Origin of the sequence: Mesorhizobium sp. M0207 (assembly GCF_040321995.1) — a bacterium.
GTDB lineage: Bacteria > Pseudomonadota > Alphaproteobacteria > Rhizobiales > Rhizobiaceae > Mesorhizobium.
In genome coordinates this window covers 96,627-114,278 of record NZ_JAMYSQ010000014.1, presented here as the reverse complement: position 1 = coordinate 114,278, position 17,652 = coordinate 96,627, and the positions used below count along the sequence as shown (strand labels likewise).

The window sequence follows — 17,652 nt, the reverse complement described above, 5'->3', positions numbered from 1 at the left end:
GGAGAAACCAGATGACCCGCATAGCCCGATCGCTGCTCCTGCTGGCGCTGCTTGCGGTGATCGGCGCCGGTCGGGCCCGAGCCGAGGAACCGAAGCTCGTTCTGTTGGAGGACCCGACGCTGAACGCCACTCGCTTGCACTATCCCCTGCTCATCTCCGAAGGACGCGGCTACCGCATTCGCTGCAGTGTTCAGGCGGACGAGGAAGCAGTGATCCGCGGACTGGGCTTAGTAACCGTCCCGTCGCAAATGCTGAGCGCCGTCGACAATGCGGTCATCGCGGCCGACCCAGCCGCCAATCCGCTGTTGTGCCCATCCGACGAGCACTACCCGATCAAGGTCTTTGCGCATGATAGCGGCAGCGGGCTCGTCTACTACCTGCAGTTCCCGACCGATTTCGGGTCAACATCCTTTTCCGACCAACTCTACATTCCCGGCTGCGCGCCGTTGGTCGAAGGATTAAAGCTCAACCTCAATCAGGCGATCGAGGCCGACCCCACCCCTTTCTTTGCCGGAAAGGTCCATACCATCGCATGCCTGGCGGGCCCGCCGCTTGTCGGACGGCCGACGACCTTTGCCAGTTGGTGCATCAAGAACGACCTTGATCCTGCCCAGCAGACGACGGTCGAGGAGCTGCTCGAGCTGACACCCGGCGGTGCCTCCGCGTTGGGCAATCCGGCGGCGTGCGCAAGCGCGCAGGACTTTCTCGCGTCGAGCACGACGCTCGACCTTGCCGGGCGACGGCTGACAAATCTCGAGCCGCTGGCGACACTTACCCATCTGACGCGCCTGACCTTGTCCGGCAATGAAATAGCCGACACGCGCGATCTGGAAAAGCTGACCAAGCTTACCTTTCTCGATCTGTCGCGAAACAGGATCAGCAACATCAACGTGACTGGCGTGATGAAGGATTTGGCCGACGCCGACCTCAGTTCCAACCAGATCGCCGACCTGCGGCCGCTCGCCTCGGCGCGGGCGCTGACGCGACTGGTTCTGGCCAGCAACAAGATCGCCGACGTGTCGCCGTTGCGGTTTCTGCAAGAGCTCACGGCGCTCGACCTGTCGAAAAACCGCGTCACGGATGCGCGCGCCTTGATGGGCCTTACCGAACTCACCTCTCTTAACCTGCGCGCGAACCGTCTGGCCACGGTGCAGTCCGTCAGCGCCATCCTGCCATTCAAGCCTTCGCTGGACGGCAATCCGGTCTGCATCAGTCGACCGGAGCAATCGACCGCGGCCACCGGGAAAATTTTCGAAGCCTGCATCACGGCGATCAAGGAGGGAGACGTGGTGCTGGCAAACATGCAGACCGGCAAATGCCTGGCAGTTTCCGAGGGGCGCCTCGACAACAACGCGCCGGCCGTACAGTTCAACTGCGACGGCGACCAGTGGCGCCGCTGGAAGCTGGTCGAGACGAATGACGGTTTTCAGTTACAGAACGTGCGGACCGGAAAATGCCTGACGATTGCCGGCGGTGTCAGCACCGACAACAACATCCCGGCCCTTCAATTCGACTGCGACCGAGATCCGTCGCGGCGCTGGAAGCTGACCGCAACCGGCGACGGCTTCCAGGCTGAAAACATGCAGACGAGCAAATGCCTGACCATTGCCGGCGGGGTGAGCACCGATGACAACGTCCCTGCCCTCCAATTCAACTGCGACCGCGATCCGTCGCGGTTCTGGAGCATCCGGGCGGCCGACCCGGAAGTGTTGCTGGTGAACCGGCAAACCGAAAGGTGCCTTTCGGTCGCGGAAGGACGAACCGACAACAATGCACCGACGGTGCAATTCGACTGCGACGGCAGTCAATGGCAGCGCTGGAGGCTGGTCGAGACGGGCGATGGCTTCCAGGTGGCCAACGTCCGGACAAGCAAGTGCCTGACGATTGCCGGCGGAGTCAGTACCGAAGACAACATCCCGGCCTTGCAGTTCAACTGTGACAGCGATCCTTCGCGTCGTTGGAACCTTGTCGAGACGCGCGACGGAGTTCAGGCGGAAAACGTCCAGACAGGCAAGTGCCTGATCATTGCCGGCGGGGTTAGCAACTTGAACAACATCCCAGCCCTTCAGTTCACTTGCGATCGCGAGCCGTCGAGCTTTTGGACCATCAAGACCGCGGACGAGATGTAGCGCTGCCATTGGTTCGGGCTGATTGAGCCGCATCGATCAGCCTGAGCCTCGAAAGGAGAAACCAGATGAACCGCATCGGCCAATCGCTGCTCCTTGTTCTGGTCATGCTCGTGGCCGCCGCCGCCGGCCCGGCCCGCGCGGACGAGCCGAAGGTTGTGCTGTTCGAGGATCCGGCGCTGGAGGCGAACCGGCTGCATTATCCGTTGCTTATCTCCGACGGGCGCGGCTACCGCATCCGCTGCAAGGACCAGGCGGACGAGGAAGCAGTGATCCGCGGACTTGGCTTCGCGACGGTTCCCTCGGAGGTGTTGACCGCCGTCGACAGCGCGATCGCCGCCGCGGATCCGGCCGCCAATCCGCTGCTGTGCCCCTCGGGCGAGACATACCCAATAAAGGTGTTCGCGTACGATAATGGCAGCGGCCTCATCTACTACTTGCAATTTCCCTCAGACTTCGGCGCGACGACATTTTCCGACCGGCTCTACATTCCATCCTGCGCACCGCTGGTCACCGAGTTGAAGCTCAATCTCGACCAGGCGCTGAACGCCGACCCCACGCCGTTCTTCGCCGGCAAGATCCACACCATCACGTGCCTCTCGGGCGCGCCGCTGGTCAACAAGCCGACCACCTTCGCGAAATGGTGCATCAAGGGCGACCGCACGCCGGCTGAAACGGCGACCGTGATGGCGGTGCTCGATTCAACGCCCGGCGGAGTCTCCGCGCTCGGCAACCCGGCCGCCTGCGCCACCGCACAGACCTTCCTGGAATCGATCACGACGCTGAACCTGAGCGGCAAGGGCGTGCAATCACTCGAGCCGATTGCGGTGCTGACGAACCTCACCAGCCTGTCGATCGCCGGCAACAACTCGATCGCCGAACTCGGGCCGCTGGCCAAGCTCAAGACACTGACCTTTCTTGATATTTCCGGCAATCACGTCAGCAACATCAACGCCCTGGCGCCACTGATCGCGCTGACGCGGGCCGAGGTCTCCGACAACGACATCACCGACATCCGCGCGCTGTCGGCGCTCGCGTTGCTGACGAACCTCACACTCGACGACAACAAGATCGCCAGCCTTGAGCCGCTGCAATTCCTGCAGGCGCTCTCGATCCTGTCCATCGCCAACAATGGCCTCACGGGCGACATGCTCGATCCGCTCAGCGCGCTCGGCGGCCTGACCAGTCTGAACCTCGCCAACAACAAGATCGAGACCTTCGCCAATCTCGGCAGCTTCCCCTCGACGCTGGCCATCAATCTCAGCGGCAATCCAATCGTGGCGAATGGCGGGCAGAGCTTCGTTGACCTGTGCGTGCTGCACCGCGACGCGGCGACCCCGCTTGGGCAAACCATACGAGCCATGGTCGAACTGGAGGGTGGCGGGACGTGCTTGGTGGTCGGCAACAAGCTGCTGGCGACCACCGCACTCGATCTGTCGTCGAAGATCGTCAGCGACCTGCGTCCGCTCGCCACCTTACCGCAACTCACCTCGCTCAACCTGTCCAACAATGCCATCACGGACGTCTCGCCGCTTGCCGGCCTGACCAATCTCGGCACACTCAACCTGTCGAAGAATTCGATCGCCAATGTCAGACCGCTGGCAGCGCTGTCGGGCCTGATCAGTCTCGATCTTTCCGACAATCCCGTGCAAGCGAGCGACTTCCTGTCGGCATGTATGATGCGGAACCAGACCGACTTTCTAACGCCCGCGCAAACCGCGGAAGTGAACGCGCTGCTATCGATCTCGGGCAAGACTGTTTGCGGCAGAGCCTATGACGATCTCAGTTCGCGCCAGTTCGCCGATGCGAAGAACCGCGGGTTGACCAGCGTCTCGCTCTTCCCAGTGATGGGAAATCTGACCTCCATCGACCTGTCCGACAACCAATTGTCCGACGTCTCGGCGCTGTCGGCGGTACCGGGGCTGACGAAGCTTTGGATCCGCAACAACCAGATCCCCTCGATCCAGGGCATCCTCCAGCTGCGCCGCCTCGAACAACTGAACATCGACGGCAATCCCCTGTCGAACCTGATCGGCATCGGGATGCTCAACAAGCTGACAAAGCTCTATTTCTCGAACACACACGTACAATCCGTGACGCCGTTGGCGGACCTGCCGCTGCTCGAGGATGCCGGCATGCGCAATCTGCCGCTGCAATACGCCAGCTTCGCTGAATACTGCATCGTCTACCGGTTCGATTCTATTGCGCTCGGCGACGCCCGCGGCTTCATGGCGGCGCTCGACAGCCGCATGCAGGCCGACCACGTCGACAGCGCAGATTGCAGTGCAGCGCAGAACTGGGCGCAGTCACTGACCAGCCTGACTCTGAACAAGAAATCGATCATCGCCGTCAACCCCGTGGTCCATTTCCGGGCGCTGGGCGAACTTAACCTCTTCGACAATGTGATCACCGACGCGTCGCCGATCGCTTCGCTGACAGGACTTCAGAAACTGAACCTCGCCACCAACCGGCTATCCGCGATCCCGCGCTTCGGATCGAGCGGGCTCAAATACATCTACCTGAACGACAACCAGATCACCAATGTCGGCAATCTATCGAACATGCCGGCGTTGTCGGATATCGATCTGCGCAACAACCGGGTCTTCGATGCGCTGCCCCTTGGCTCGCTTCCGGCGCTGTCAGTCGTCGATCTGAGAGGCAATCGGATCGAGAACTTCGCTAGCGTCCATCCGGTGATCGGAAAGACCTATCTGGGCAACAATCCGGTCTGCTCCTTCCCGCAGCCGCTCCTCCCTCAAGTCGCCGAAGCCTGCAACCGCGAGCCGTGGCGCATCTTCGATGGAAACATTCACCTGCACGACGCGATCGCCGTCCAGCCCTCGGTCATCTGTCCGCGCCCGAACTGCTTACAGCTCATCATCGTGGGTCCGCAAATTCATCAGTAGTGCCTGCATCCGGAGAGGTAGTCCCATGTTCATAAAGACCCTTACCGCCCTCGCAGCCCTGGCCGCTGGCGCCGCAGTACTCGGCTCACCGGCCCGCGCCGAAGACAAATCTGCGACGTCGATCGTGCAGTTGCCCGCTGCGGGCGGCACTGTCACGCAGGAGGAAGGCAGCTTCACGCTGAACAACAATACGGGATCGGCGAACTTCACCGTGCCGCTACCCACCCTGCCGACGCGCGGCCAGTTCGGGCCGCAACTGAGCCTCACCTACAGCCAGTTCGCGGGCGATACCGGCAACGGGCTCGGTATCGGCTGGCAGTTCAATACCCAGGCGATCGCCGCCAATGACGATCTCGGCACGGCCGTGCCCGGCACCAAGCCAGGCGGCGATTTCTTCTCCCGCCTGTCGTATATGGGCGCGCGACTCATCTTCCTCGGCAACCAGAACGGCGTCTGGGAGTACAAGCCCGAATATGCCGAGGATTTCGTCAAGATCCTCTACCACACTGGCGCGTTCGACGTCCTTTCGCTCGACCTGACGGGCGGCCTACACACCGACACCATCTCCTCCGGTTTCGAGGTGATCAACGCCAACGGAACACGGCTGATCTTCAGCGGCGATTCCTCCGTGGCGGAGGGCAATTTCGATGTAGCCGCGCCCTATGTCACGAAATGGCCGCTGGTGCTGCAGCTCAATGCCAACCGCGAAGCCATCCGCTACGAGTACCAGCGTTTCGGTGGACGCAGCTACCTGACAAAGGCCAGCTTCGCCGGCGGTCAGAGCAGCTATCAGTTCGAGCTGATCGAGACGCAATCGACGCTCGTAAGCCACACCAATGGCAGCAAACAGGAGAACGCCCGGCTCTACGGCAAGGTGACGGCCAAGTTCAAAGACACCGTCTACGCCCAATGGTGCATGGGATATGTCGGCCGTGATACCAGTGACACGTCGAAGTTCGTCGTCCGGGCGCATCCGGACTGCCTGGCGAAGGCTCAGGCCGACCTCACGCCGCTCATCGACGCGCAGTCGGTCAATGTGCTCGACCAGCTGCGCGTGCTCTACCGGTATGGTGACACCGGCGGCGAGGCGCTGGCGCAATCGACGCTGAAGTTCCCGGACATCCATTTCGGCTATTCGTCGTGGACAAGCGCCGAACTGGCGTCGCGCCCCGTCGTGTTCGAAGCGCCGAAAATGGCGTTCGCCGGCGACATCCCGCCGCAGAATTTCGAATTGGCCGACCTCAACATGGATGCACTGGTCGACATCGTGCAGACCAAGGATGACGGCGCGACCGTGCATCTCGGAAGCGGCGACCTGAACAGCGCCTTCGGCGACACCAGCCAACTCGTGCTGTCGCGTCCGACCGAGGCTGGACTAATGCGCCAGATCGCCCCCCGGCTCACCGACAATCGCTTCGCTTTTGCCGACATCCTGGGCGACAGCTTCGTCGATATCGTCGAAATCGAAGACGGGCTGATGCACGTCTATGACGGCAAAGCCGACGGGACCTTCCCTTATCTCGGCCGCTCGATCCCGCTGCCCGGCGTCTCGCCAACGACATTCGCGGGCGGCAACGGCCGCTTCGCCGACGTTAATATGGACAGCCTGTCCGACATCGTCACGACGCGCCTCAATGCTGATGGCCGCACGGAATGGCGGATATTTCTCAATCTCACCCGGCGGCAGGCCGATGGGGGTTACAACGTCAATTTCGGAGCGCTTACCAAAGCGTTCCCATTCAACAGTCAGGACGGCCAGATACTCGGCCGCAACAATGTGCGGATGGTCGACATCAATGGCGACCGGCTGCCCGATCTCGTCGTCATCCGCCCGGCTGACCAGGGCTTCTGCCTCTATGAGAACCAGGGCAACATGTTCTCGAAGGACCCGAATGCGCTGCTGTTTGGCGACGCCGCGATCAACGATCCGGTCTGCGGTCACGGCAGCTTCTCGAAGATTGGCGGCATGCAGCCCGGCGATAACCTCGCCACAATGTGGTACATCGACGCCAACGGCGACGGCATCATCGATTTCGCGTCGATGGGCGAGCGCACTGACCAGATGCGCGTCTGGCTCGGCTTCGGCGACGGGACCTACCTGAAGGATCCGCTCAGCATCGCGCTCAATCTGCGGGTTCAACTGGGCGCGTCGACGCAGACCTTCGCTTCGCGCGTCGCAGACATCGACGGCGACGGCCAGAGCGAAATCATCGTGTTCCAGAAGCCGTCCGGCGACGAGGTGAAGCCCGTCGTCGTGATTGACTTCAACCGCACCGACACGGTGCAGTTGGTCAAGGCCAACCTGCTCACGGTCGTCGACTTCGATTCCGGCCGCCGGCACGACATTCGCTATGCGACTTCGATCGACGAGATGCTGCGCGACCGCGCCAACGGCCAGCCGACGCGCAACCTGCATTTTCCCGTTGTCGTTGCCAAGCAACTCGTCACGTCGCAGGGCATACCCGGCCAGGTTCGCGCCCAAGTGCAGACGGACGAATATTTCTACCACAATCCATTTTACGATGTGATCAATCGCCGTTTTATCGGCTTCTCGGACGTCGAGAGGATCGCGTACGGCGACGAGAACGCGGCCGGCCAGCGGGTCACGCAGCGCTCAAGCCTCGATCGCGAACAGTATTACACCTTCGCGGAAACGGCGGCTGACCTGAACCTCGCCGGCAAACTGAAGATCCGCAAGACCTATGAAGTGAAGCCCGAGGCGACGCTCGTCGCGAGCGCGGAGACGACCGAGACGCTCGATCCGTCGGCGGCGGCGCTGCACTCGCTGTCGACCGCCACGCGCACCCAGAAGCTGCCGACGACGGGGATGATGTTGAAGTGCGAGTCGTCGGTTTGGGAGACGTTTTCGCGTGGCGACGGCTCGTCCTATCTCAGAAAGGTCAAGGAGACGCTGACCGGTTCCGCCGGCGACGCCGAACAGCAGGACCCGGCCGATCCCGAATGTAAGGACCCGGTGAAGGTCCAGACGTATGCCGATTTCGACGAATTCAATATGCCCGCCTCGGAAACTGTGCAGGTTCGCGATATCCCGGGACCCGCGGATTTGACCATTCAGGGCTTTAGCCGCACCACCCAGACCGGGTATGCGCAGTCGCGTGCCGATCTCGCCGCGCTCAGCATTGTCAACGCCGCATCCGAGCGCCGTATCCTAACCGGAACGCGACTGCTCAGCCGTGAAAGCTTCACCTATCTAGCCGACGCGGGCGGTCGCATGGGCACCCGGACACTCGAAGTCTTTTCCGGCCTCAGCAACTTGCCGGCGTCGCTCGAGCAGTTCCGCAACGCCACCCGCACCCTCACCAAGAGAATGGGCTATGACGTCTTCGGCAACACCACCGCGCTGTCGGACGACCTTGGGCAGACAGAGGCCGTTCTCTACGAAGAGACCGGCACCTTGCCGATGAGCCACACCAAGATGGCGGGTGGTGCGCCTGAGCTCAACCAGATCACGTCAATGACCTACGACGGGCCACGGGCCGGAGCTGTGCGAACGATGACGACTCCCCTCGGCATGGTCGTCACCAACGACTATGACGCGCTCGGCCGTAGGATCCATGAGGTGGCAGCCGACGGTGCGGAGAAATTCTACAGCTACAAGATCGGCGAGAGCGGCCTGCCCTCACTGATCTTGACATCGAAGCGCCGTTACGCAAGCGCTGCCCAAACTCCGGAAAGCGAGAGCGAATTCATTGCCGAGCTCGCCGCCTACAACGCCCGCGGCAACCAGATCGCCGACCTGGAAAGCGTTGCCGAGGGGGGCGTGCGGGTCCGCAACTTCGCGCTCTACAATCGCAACGAGAAACTGGTCTTCCGCTGGACCCCATTCGTCGTCAGGAGCTTCGGCGGTATCGACGATCTGAACCTGCAGAAGGTCTTCGAGCTGGGCGACGTTCCGCGTCCGGATCACGAAATCGGCAACACATACACCTACGACGCAACGGGCCGCATGGTGCGTGAGTCTTACCCGTCGGGCAAGGTTTCCGAGATGACCTTCGGGCCTTGGGGCACGCACACAATAACGACCTATGCCGATCAGTTCGACGGTACGGTGCGGAGCGAGGAATATTCGCTCAGCAACGAGAACGGGGTGACCGGCTTCATCGCCGCCAATGGCGACGGCGTGATGCAAATTTCCCGCTTCGTGCGCGATTCCTTCGGCTATTTGAGCGAGATTTGGCTGCCGGGCGAAACTGCGCCTCGACGGTTGATCTACAATTCGGTCGGCGACATCGAATTCCAGTCGATCCCCGGAATGGGCGACCGGTACGCCTTCTACGACGCGCGCGGGCGGCAATCAGCGATCGCGCGCGTCGGCGTGAACGGCGAAGCTTCCGTGCAGACGTCCACCTACGACTTCCTTAACCGCAAGCTCACAGAGGTTGACGACGGTGTCCTCCATCTCGAATACCGCTACGACCGGGGCGTCGAGATAGCCTCTGCGGCCGGGTTCGAAGTGCCGATCGCGTTGCCGCTCGATAAAATAACCGAGGTCATCATCCACGATCCCAACGGCCTGTTCGATGCGGCCGAACGCTACGCCTACAACGCGAACGGCCGCATGACCGCCAACGAGGTGGAGATCAACCACGCAAAGTATGCCGATCGCTTCCATCACACGCTTGATGGCCGGATCGATTCATCGATCGGCCCACGCGGCCTGACGTCGAAATTCGCGCTTGGACCGGACAAGAATCTCCGCTCCGTGACGGTATCCCATCCGGACTTCGCCGGCCCGCAGAAAGTGATCGAGAACATCACGTACAATCCGGAAGGACGGGTCGAGCGCGTCAACTACCGGCTCGGCGCCTTCACGCAGATGACCTACGATCCGACGACGCTGTTCCTGACGCATATCGTCTCGCAAGCGGGAGGCGTTCCGCTGCAGGACTTGACCATGGCTTTCAACTCGAACGGCTCCATCACACAGATCGTCGATGCGCTGGGCAGTGGCGCCGGCGACGCGACCCATGTCGACCGTTCCGGCACCTTTCACTATGACTTCAAGAACGAGCTCGTGAGTATCGATCGCTATGGCAAACATGCCGAATTCGGCTATTCGCCTGCCGGCACCTTCGCCCGCAATGACGAGCTCGATCCCGGAGCACGGATTGTCCCGGCGGCAGCCAGCGCGACCGGCCTCATTCCGGCCGGCAGCGCGTCCAAGCCATATGGTTTCGATGGCTTCGGCCAGCTGGCGACGTCGCCGAACCTTACCGGCACTGTCTTTGACATCAACGGCCGGCTCATCCGAGCGCAAACCGCGACCAACGACGTCTTCTACGGCTACGACCAGACCGGTCGACGCCTATACAAGAAGATCGTTACTCCGGACGGATCGAAGCCAGACCAGCTTTATCTCTATCCAGTGGAGACATTCGAGGTCGGCCCAAAGGGCGAAGAGAGCTATGTCAACATTGCCTCGACCAAGTTGGTGCGGCTCGAGCACGGCACCGGTAAATGGTTCTATTACCTCAAGGATCATATCGAGAGCAGCGACTATGTGATCGCCTCGGGCGGCGCCCCGGTCGAGCAAATGCTCTATCGGGCATACGGAACCGAGCACAAGCCAGAAGTACTGGCTCCTGCCTGGGCCGATCACTTGACAGACATTTCGGGCGAGTTGCCGCGCGAAAAAACCCACCATCGGTTCACCGGCAAATATCTCGACGACGATACCGGGCTCTACTACTTCGGTGCCCGCTACTACGATCCGGCCCTTGGCCGCTTCGTGTCACCCGACCCGCTGTATGTCGGCGATCCTGAGCGCTGCACCGGCAACCCCACATCATGCAATCTCTTCGCCTATGCCAACAATAATCCGATGGCCTATATCGACCCGACAGGTCTCAAGGAGATCGTGGCCGGCGATGCCGCCTATCGGCGGCAAGTTGAGGAGGATATCCAACGCACAGACCCGACTGCCCGAGTCGACAGCAAGACCGGCGAAGTTTCGCAAAGCTGGCTCCACGGGGCCTGGCTCGACGTCAAGGACTTCTTCGTACCCGGTACCGGGATGGATACAGGGCGCGAACTCACCAAGAGGATTGTCGACAGCCCAGAAACGGTGACGATCCAGAACGTGGCCGGCCGCACCGGAACCGATCTCGCCGATCATACGAAGGATCCGACGACGACACCGGGAGGGGCGGTCATCTCTTACGATCCGGCGGCAGCCCGTATCCGCACGTCGAGCGAGTTCGACAAATCGACCGGCACGGTCGCGACAAACCCGGCCGATCCTGGCATCGTGCTCGCCCATGAGCAGATCCACGCCTCCCACATCCAGGCGGGACAGATTTCCGGCATGGGTCCAGCCACCTACAACGGGCTTGATGGAAAGCCACATACCTCCATGGACGAGGAAGCGCGGACCGTCGGTGTCGGCGGAACGCCGCGGCCTGACGACATAACGGAGAACCAATTGCGCGACATGCTCGGTATCAAGCCGCGCAACCACTACAACTGATTCGCGGCAACGCAGAAGGACGGAGGCATGACATGCGTAACTTCCCTCTCTCTACGGCAGCGCTGGCCGGGCTGGCGATGCTCATCACTGCGGCGGCCCTCGCTCAATCCATGAACCCGCAGATGAAGGAGCCGCAAGCGATGCCACTCGATTTCCTGACCTGGATCGATCGTGACGCAGACTGGCTGCAGAAGCAAATTGCCGCACTTGGCGGGTCGGGAAAGCTCACCATCGATGGCGGCATTCTGGAGACGACCGACCTTGAGACGTTGAAGGCAGCCAATCGCATTCGTGCCTTTGCCTACCTCGCGACCAAGGGGCTGAGGCCTCCCTATTTCGATCTGACGATCGCTGCGGGTGACGCGACGAAGCGGTGCGTCACGCAATTCCCCCGCAGCATTGCTCCAGGCATCGGTCCCATGGATTTTGCAAGGAAGAGTTTCCCGGCGGACGCTGCCGACCAAACCGAACTGAAATCCTGCACGGTCGCAGGTCAGGGTAAAGACTATGCCGGGCTTGACCGGGCGACCTTTCGAGATCGCTACTTCGATGCATCAGGCACATTGAAGCCGGAATTTCGCAACCTCGGCGACGATCCCGCTTTCAGAGCCAAGGCGATCGACGAGGGCTTCTTCCTGGCGACGGAGGATTATAGCGGCCTGTTGCAGCTGGACCTGCGGTAGGCTAGCCGCGAGGTAGCAAGCAACATCTGGCGCCGACGAAGGGCTAGACTGGTATTGTCCACGTGCTTTGTGGGGGCCGACCAGCGCCAGCACCAGGCGGGCCGGTCCTTGTCGCCTTCTCCGCGCCTTCCCGGTGTGCCAATGCCAGAGATAGGAATATCGGAAGACCTGTGCGACTTTGGTTTTGGCTCAGAGAGCTCGTCGTGAGATGGTCGAGACTCGGCTCCATGCGGAGGCTTCGACCGCAGCAATATCGTCCTTATTGAGCTCCGCTATCAGCTCGACCCGCCTGTCGCGCTCAACAGCCGGACAAAACCCCCGTAGGCCAGCAGCACGGCGCGTGCCGCCGTTTTGGTGATGACGACCGGATTGCGGACCGAGGTATCCTCATGAGCGCCGAAGTCTTTCTCGAGAGGGCGGCGGCGGTGACGGTGGCGGTCATCGGCGTGACCGCTTTATTCCGGAATAGAGGCGCTTTTCGCGCTTTCCGCGAGTGCCTGGCGCCAACCAAATGGAAACGAGCCCGTGACAAGGCTGCTTGCAAGATCCAGCTGAAATCGCGGCGAGACGGGCTGATGCCGCCTACGCGCTCAACTGCGTGCCGTCCTTCGACCGCCGGGATTTTTCTAGCCGGAGTTTTGACCGACGACGACCACGCCGGCTCGCTCACAAAAACAACAAGGCCCACTCCCGGGCCTTGTCGTATCAACTCTGCTGTCGGCCCTGCCCTCAGTTTCCCGTCATCTGCTTGGCATTTTCCGGCGTGATCGCGGTCGTGTCCACCGTCACCGTCGGCTCCACCGACGAAGCACACTCAAGCAGGATCTTTTTCGACATCTCGATCGCTTCCTTGGCGCCGGTCGGGTAGGTGAAGGTTGCCGCCCAGTCGCCCTTGGCCACGGCCTCGATGCCGCCGGCCGGACCCGGCAGGCCATCAGTGCCGATGATCTTGACCTGCTTGCCCGCGCCCTTGGCTGCGAGCAGCGCACCCGCCGCCATCATGTCGTTCGAGGCATAGAGCACCTTGATGTCCGGGTGCGCTTGCAGCATGGCGGAAAAGGCGGTCTGAGCTTTGTCGGGCACCCAGTCGGCGGCCTGCTCGGCCACCACTTGGATTTTGGCATTCTCCTTCACACCGTCCTTGAAGCCGTTGAGCCGCTCCACCGCTGGCGTCGAACTCGGCAGCCCTTCAAGCACCGCCGCCTCGCCGCCTTCCGGGAGCAGGGTCTTTGCGGTGTATTTGCCCGCTTCGAGCGCGATCTTGTAATTGTCGCCGCCGATGAAGGCGGTGTAGTCCTTGCCGGGGTCGCCTACCGTTTTGCGGTCTAGTTCGATGACGGGAATGCCGACATCCATCGCGCGCTTCACCGCCGGGGTCATGGGTGCTGCCTCGAAGGGCGAGATCAACAGCAGATCAACTTTCTGGGTTATGAAGTTGTCCACCTGCGAGGTCTGCGTGTTGACGTTGCCGGCGCCGTCGGCGATCTGCAGCGTGAACTGCGGCACATCCTTGACCGCCGCGGTCAGCTCGTCATTGACATGCTGGCGGTAGGGCTCGGCATTGTTCGCCTGCGAAAAGCCGATGATGAACTGGCCGTCCTTGGCGCAGGCCTTGACCATCGGGTCGGCCGCTTGGGCAGCACCCGCCATGCACAGGCAAGAGCCTGCCAGAAAGGCGACCTGCAGGGCGCGCCTCGATCCTTTTTCCATCGTTGTCATGCTTGCTCTCCTCCTCGTCGGGCCTATGGCCAGACCTTGGTTTCATGGTCTTCCAAATGCTGCCGCCGGCCTCCTATCGTCCCAAACCCTCGCGGCGGCGAACGAGGGATTGAAGCACTGCCGCCACAACGATGATCGCGGCGGTCGCGAGCAGCTGCATGGCGGGGGTAATGTTGTTGAGCTGAAGGATGTTGGCGAGCGCGCCGAGCATGATGGTGCCGGCAACGGTGCCGACCATCGAGCCGGCGCCGCCGAACAGGCTGGTGCCGCCGATGACCACGGCCGCGATGGCCGTGAGCTCATAGCCCATACCGTCATTGGCGCTGCCGAAGTTGAACTGACCCGCATGCACGACGCCGGCAAGGGCGGCGGCAAATCCGGTAATGGCATAGACCGAGATCTTGACCATAGAGACAGGAACGCCCGAAATGCGCGCCGCTCGCTCGTTGCCGCCGACGGCAAAGACATAGCGGCCGAAGCGCGTGGTATTCAGTACCAGGGTAGCAATAGCGGCGAAGACGATGAAGACGATGGTCGCCACCGGCACTGTGTTGTTGAACAGGCGCTCGCCCAGTACCGCGAAGACAGGTGGCGCCAGGCCGGGCCCCTCGCCATAGGAAATATTAATGTACTGGTTGCCGGAAACGACCAGCGCGAGACCCCGCGCCGCCTGCAGGCCGGCGAGCGTGACGATGAACGGCTCAAGCCGAAAGCGGCTGGAAATGGTGCCCTGGATCACGCCGAAGACGGTGCCCATTACCAGCACCGCGAGAATGGTCGGGATAAGCCCGAAGCCGCCGGAGATCATCATCGTCGCGGTGACGACGCTGGAGAGACCAAGCACTGCCCCCACCGAAAGGTCGATGCCGGCGGTGATAATGACGAAGGTCATGCCGATGGCGATAATGCCGGTCTCCGACACGGCGCGCACGATGTTGGCCATGTTGTCGGGCGCAAGGAACAGTATCTCGCCATGGCGCCTGGGCGAGAAGATGACGCCGCCGATCGCCACCAGCACCAGGCCGATCAAGCTCTGGAAGCGCACGATCAGCGCGAGTGGATCGCGATGCTTTGCGGCCGGTGCGGCTAGCACCGGACCGCTCGCAACCGAAATCTTCCGTTCGGACATCACGCCTCCCTGCCATTTGCCGCTGCCATCACGGTGTGCTCGTCAACGCCACCGGTGAATTCCGCTACATTGCGCCCCTGGCGCAGCACTACGATGCGGTCGCACAGGCCAATCAGCTCCGGCATTTCGCTGGAGGCAACTAGGATGCCCAGGCCTTGTGCAGCCAACTGCCGCAGCCGCTGATAGATCTCGCCCTTGGCGCCGACATCGACGCCGCGCGTCGGCTCGTCGAGCAGCAAGAGCCGGGGATTGCCAAGTATCTCCTTGGCCAGCACCACCTTCTGCTGGTTGCCGCCGGACAGCGCGCCGACCGCGATGTCGGGATTCTTCGGCCGAATGTCGAACTGGCCGAACGATTGTTTCACCGCCTCGGCCTGGCGGCCCGGTGACATCAGTCCGCCCGGCGATATTCGCCGGATCACCGACATGACGAGGTTGAGGCCAACCGCCATCCTCAGCATTAGGCCACTGCCACGGCGGTCGTCGGTGACGAAGGCGATGCCGGCAAGGCGCGCGGCTCTGATCGAATCAAGCTTGATCGGACGGCCGGAAATGACCACGCCGCCCTCCCATTGGCCGGAAAGGCCGGTGCCGTAAAGCGCGCTCAGGAGCTCGGTGCGCCCTGCCCCCATGATGCCGGCCAGCCCGACGATCTCGCCTTCATGCACCTCGAGTGAAAGCCCTGTCGGGGCCTGCCAGCCGGCGCTGTCGCGCGCTAGCCGGAAGCTGGCATTGCGCAGGCTGAGCAGAGCCCGGCCGACGGCCGTGGTGCGCTGGGGATAGAGTTCGTCCAGTGGGCGCCCGACGAGCAGCCGCACCAGTTCGGCCTGCGGTGTGTGCGGATCGGTGATGCCAGCTACACGTCCGTCCCGCATCACCGTCACCCGGTCCGCGATCTGCGGCACTTCCTCCAGACGGTGGGAGATATAGACGATGCCGACGCCACTGGCGGCGAGCTTGCGCATGATGTCGAACAGCCTCTCGACCTCGCCCACCGTTAGGGCCGCCGTCGGCTCGTCCATGATCAAGACCCGCGTCGCATAGGACAACGCTTTGACGATCGCAACGACCTGGCGTTGCCCTATCGAGAGGTCGCCGACTAGCCCGGCGGGATCGATAGCCAGTTCGATAGCTTCCAGACGCTTGCGAGCTTCGCGGCGCATCCCCGCCACATCGAGCAGTCCGCCCGAGCGCATCAATTCGCGGCCAAGGAAGAGGTTTGACGCCACATCGAGCGTTGGAACGAGATCAAGCTCCTGAAAAATGGTCGCAATTCCGGCCGTCTGCGCCTCGCGCGGGTTGTTGAACCGCACCGGCTTGCCGTCAATCTGGATTGTACCTTCGTCGGGTGCGTAAACTCCCGACAGCAGATTCATCAATGTCGATTTGCCGGCGCCGTTCTCGCCCAGCAGGGCGTGGATCTCGCCTGGCTTGAGATCGAAATCGACACCGCGTAGTGCCTGAACGCCGCCGAAGCGTTTCACGGCCCCTGTCACCGATAGAAGCGGCGCGCTCATGCCGGCCTTCCGCAGGATTGACGGGCATGCAGCGTCGCCTGAAGCCGCACCGAGCGGGGCTCTGTATCCGTTGATGCAATTCGGGCGCTAAGCAGCGATGCGGCCTGCCGCCCGATTTCGGCGCAAGGCTGCGCAATAAGGGTCAGTTGCGGCTCAAAACAATCGGCCCATTCGAAGTCGTCAAAGCCGACAAGTGAAAGATCCCGAGGTATTTCGAGACCTTTTTCGCGAACCGCTCGGACCGCTCCGATCGTCGCCATATTGTTGCCGGTGACCAAGGCCGTAGGCGGCGAAGGCAACGACAACATCGCGCGGGTCGATGCCGTAGCGCTCGCCGTGTCGACGTTCCCTGGCTGCAGATATTCCGACACGTAGGCAAGTCCGTTAGCCATCAAAGCTGACTTGAACGCATCGATACGTTCGCGAGTCGTAGCAAGGCCCGGCTGCCCTGCAATGAACCCAATCCGCTGATGGCCGAAGGATGCGACGTGATCGATAAGAGCGCGCATCGCAGATTGGTTCTCAACACCGATCTGGTCAAATCGTTCGTCGGCAAACCGGTCGATCAGAACGCAGGGAACCATTTTCTCGGCAAGGTAATTGGTGGCTCGCTCTGGGGCACCCGAGGGCGCCAAAATAACGCCGTCAACACGTCGTTGATGGAAGGCGCGAACGACCGCAAGCTCCCGATCAGGATCGTCCTGCGTGTCGGAAAGGAAAACCATGAGGCCAAGACGCGCGCATTCCGCTTCCACGGCACAGATGATGTCAGTGAAATACGGGTTCGAGATCGCCGAAATCGCCAAGCCGACGCTGTTGGTTGAAGCGACCTTGAGGGAACGCGCCAGCCCATTGGGCTGATATCCAAGCAAAGCAATCGCTTCGTTAATGGCTCTCGATTTCGCAGGCGAGACAAAGCGCGTGCGGTTGATCACATGTGACACCGTTGAGACCGACACCCCGGCACGAAGGGCTACCTCAACCATCGTTGCCATTGCGGCTCAAACGGAGTGCTACTCGCAAGCGCTCCTCCCTGATGTTGCGCTTTAAACCCGCTCTGTCCTGGCGGATACAATAACCATAGT

At 61.8% G+C, this 17,652-nt stretch carries 8 protein-coding genes; 4 read left to right on the top strand and 4 right to left on the bottom strand.

The window, feature by feature from the left end; all coding sequences use genetic code 11:
• The first annotated feature begins 11 nt into the window (after positions 1 to 11).
• From NKJ15_RS19395 to NKJ15_RS19380, 4 genes are all read left to right on the top strand, one after another.
• Positions 12 to 2,129: an RICIN domain-containing protein gene (locus NKJ15_RS19395; protein WP_352816842.1), complete on the top strand. Its 2,118-nt coding sequence runs from the start codon at positions 12 to 14 to the stop codon at positions 2,127 to 2,129.
• A 65-nt stretch (positions 2,130 to 2,194) separates the two neighbouring features.
• A complete protein-coding gene (locus NKJ15_RS19390; protein WP_352816840.1) occupies positions 2,195 to 5,032 on the top strand; it encodes a leucine-rich repeat domain-containing protein in 2,838 nt (945 codons plus the stop codon).
• 25 nt (positions 5,033 to 5,057) lie between these two features.
• Positions 5,058 to 11,519, top strand: coding sequence for an RHS repeat-associated core domain-containing protein (locus NKJ15_RS19385; protein ID WP_352816837.1), 6,462 nt, complete (start codon positions 5,058 to 5,060; stop codon positions 11,517 to 11,519).
• A 32-nt stretch (positions 11,520 to 11,551) separates the two neighbouring features.
• Positions 11,552 to 12,202, top strand: coding sequence for a hypothetical protein (locus NKJ15_RS19380; protein WP_352470517.1), 651 nt, complete (start codon positions 11,552 to 11,554; stop codon positions 12,200 to 12,202).
• Positions 12,203 to 12,931: 729 nt separating this feature from the next.
• Here the strand turns inward: NKJ15_RS19380 and NKJ15_RS19370 are convergent.
• The 4 genes from NKJ15_RS19370 to NKJ15_RS19355 all read right to left on the bottom strand — a co-directional run bounded on the left by NKJ15_RS19370 (position 12,932) and on the right by NKJ15_RS19355 (position 17,562).
• Positions 12,932 to 13,921 (bottom strand): substrate-binding domain-containing protein, encoded by a 990-nt coding sequence (locus tag NKJ15_RS19370; protein ID WP_352816835.1) that lies wholly within the window; start codon positions 13,919 to 13,921, stop codon positions 12,932 to 12,934.
• 73 nt (positions 13,922 to 13,994) lie between these two features.
• Positions 13,995 to 15,050, bottom strand: a complete 1,056-nt coding sequence (locus tag NKJ15_RS19365; RefSeq protein ID WP_352470519.1) for an ABC transporter permease — start codon at positions 15,048 to 15,050, stop codon at positions 13,995 to 13,997.
• Positions 15,050 to 16,567 carry a sugar ABC transporter ATP-binding protein gene (locus NKJ15_RS19360; RefSeq protein WP_352470521.1) on the bottom strand — a complete coding sequence of 506 codons (1,518 nt, stop codon included), beginning with the start codon at positions 16,565 to 16,567 and terminating at the stop codon, positions 15,050 to 15,052. The genes NKJ15_RS19365 and NKJ15_RS19360 overlap by 1 nt, the downstream gene beginning before the upstream one ends.
• Positions 16,564 to 17,562: a LacI family DNA-binding transcriptional regulator gene (locus NKJ15_RS19355; protein WP_352470523.1), complete on the bottom strand. Its 999-nt coding sequence runs from the start codon at positions 17,560 to 17,562 to the stop codon at positions 16,564 to 16,566. Before NKJ15_RS19355 ends, NKJ15_RS19360 begins: the two co-directional genes overlap by 4 nt.
• Between the last annotated feature and the right edge of the window lie 90 nt (positions 17,563 to 17,652).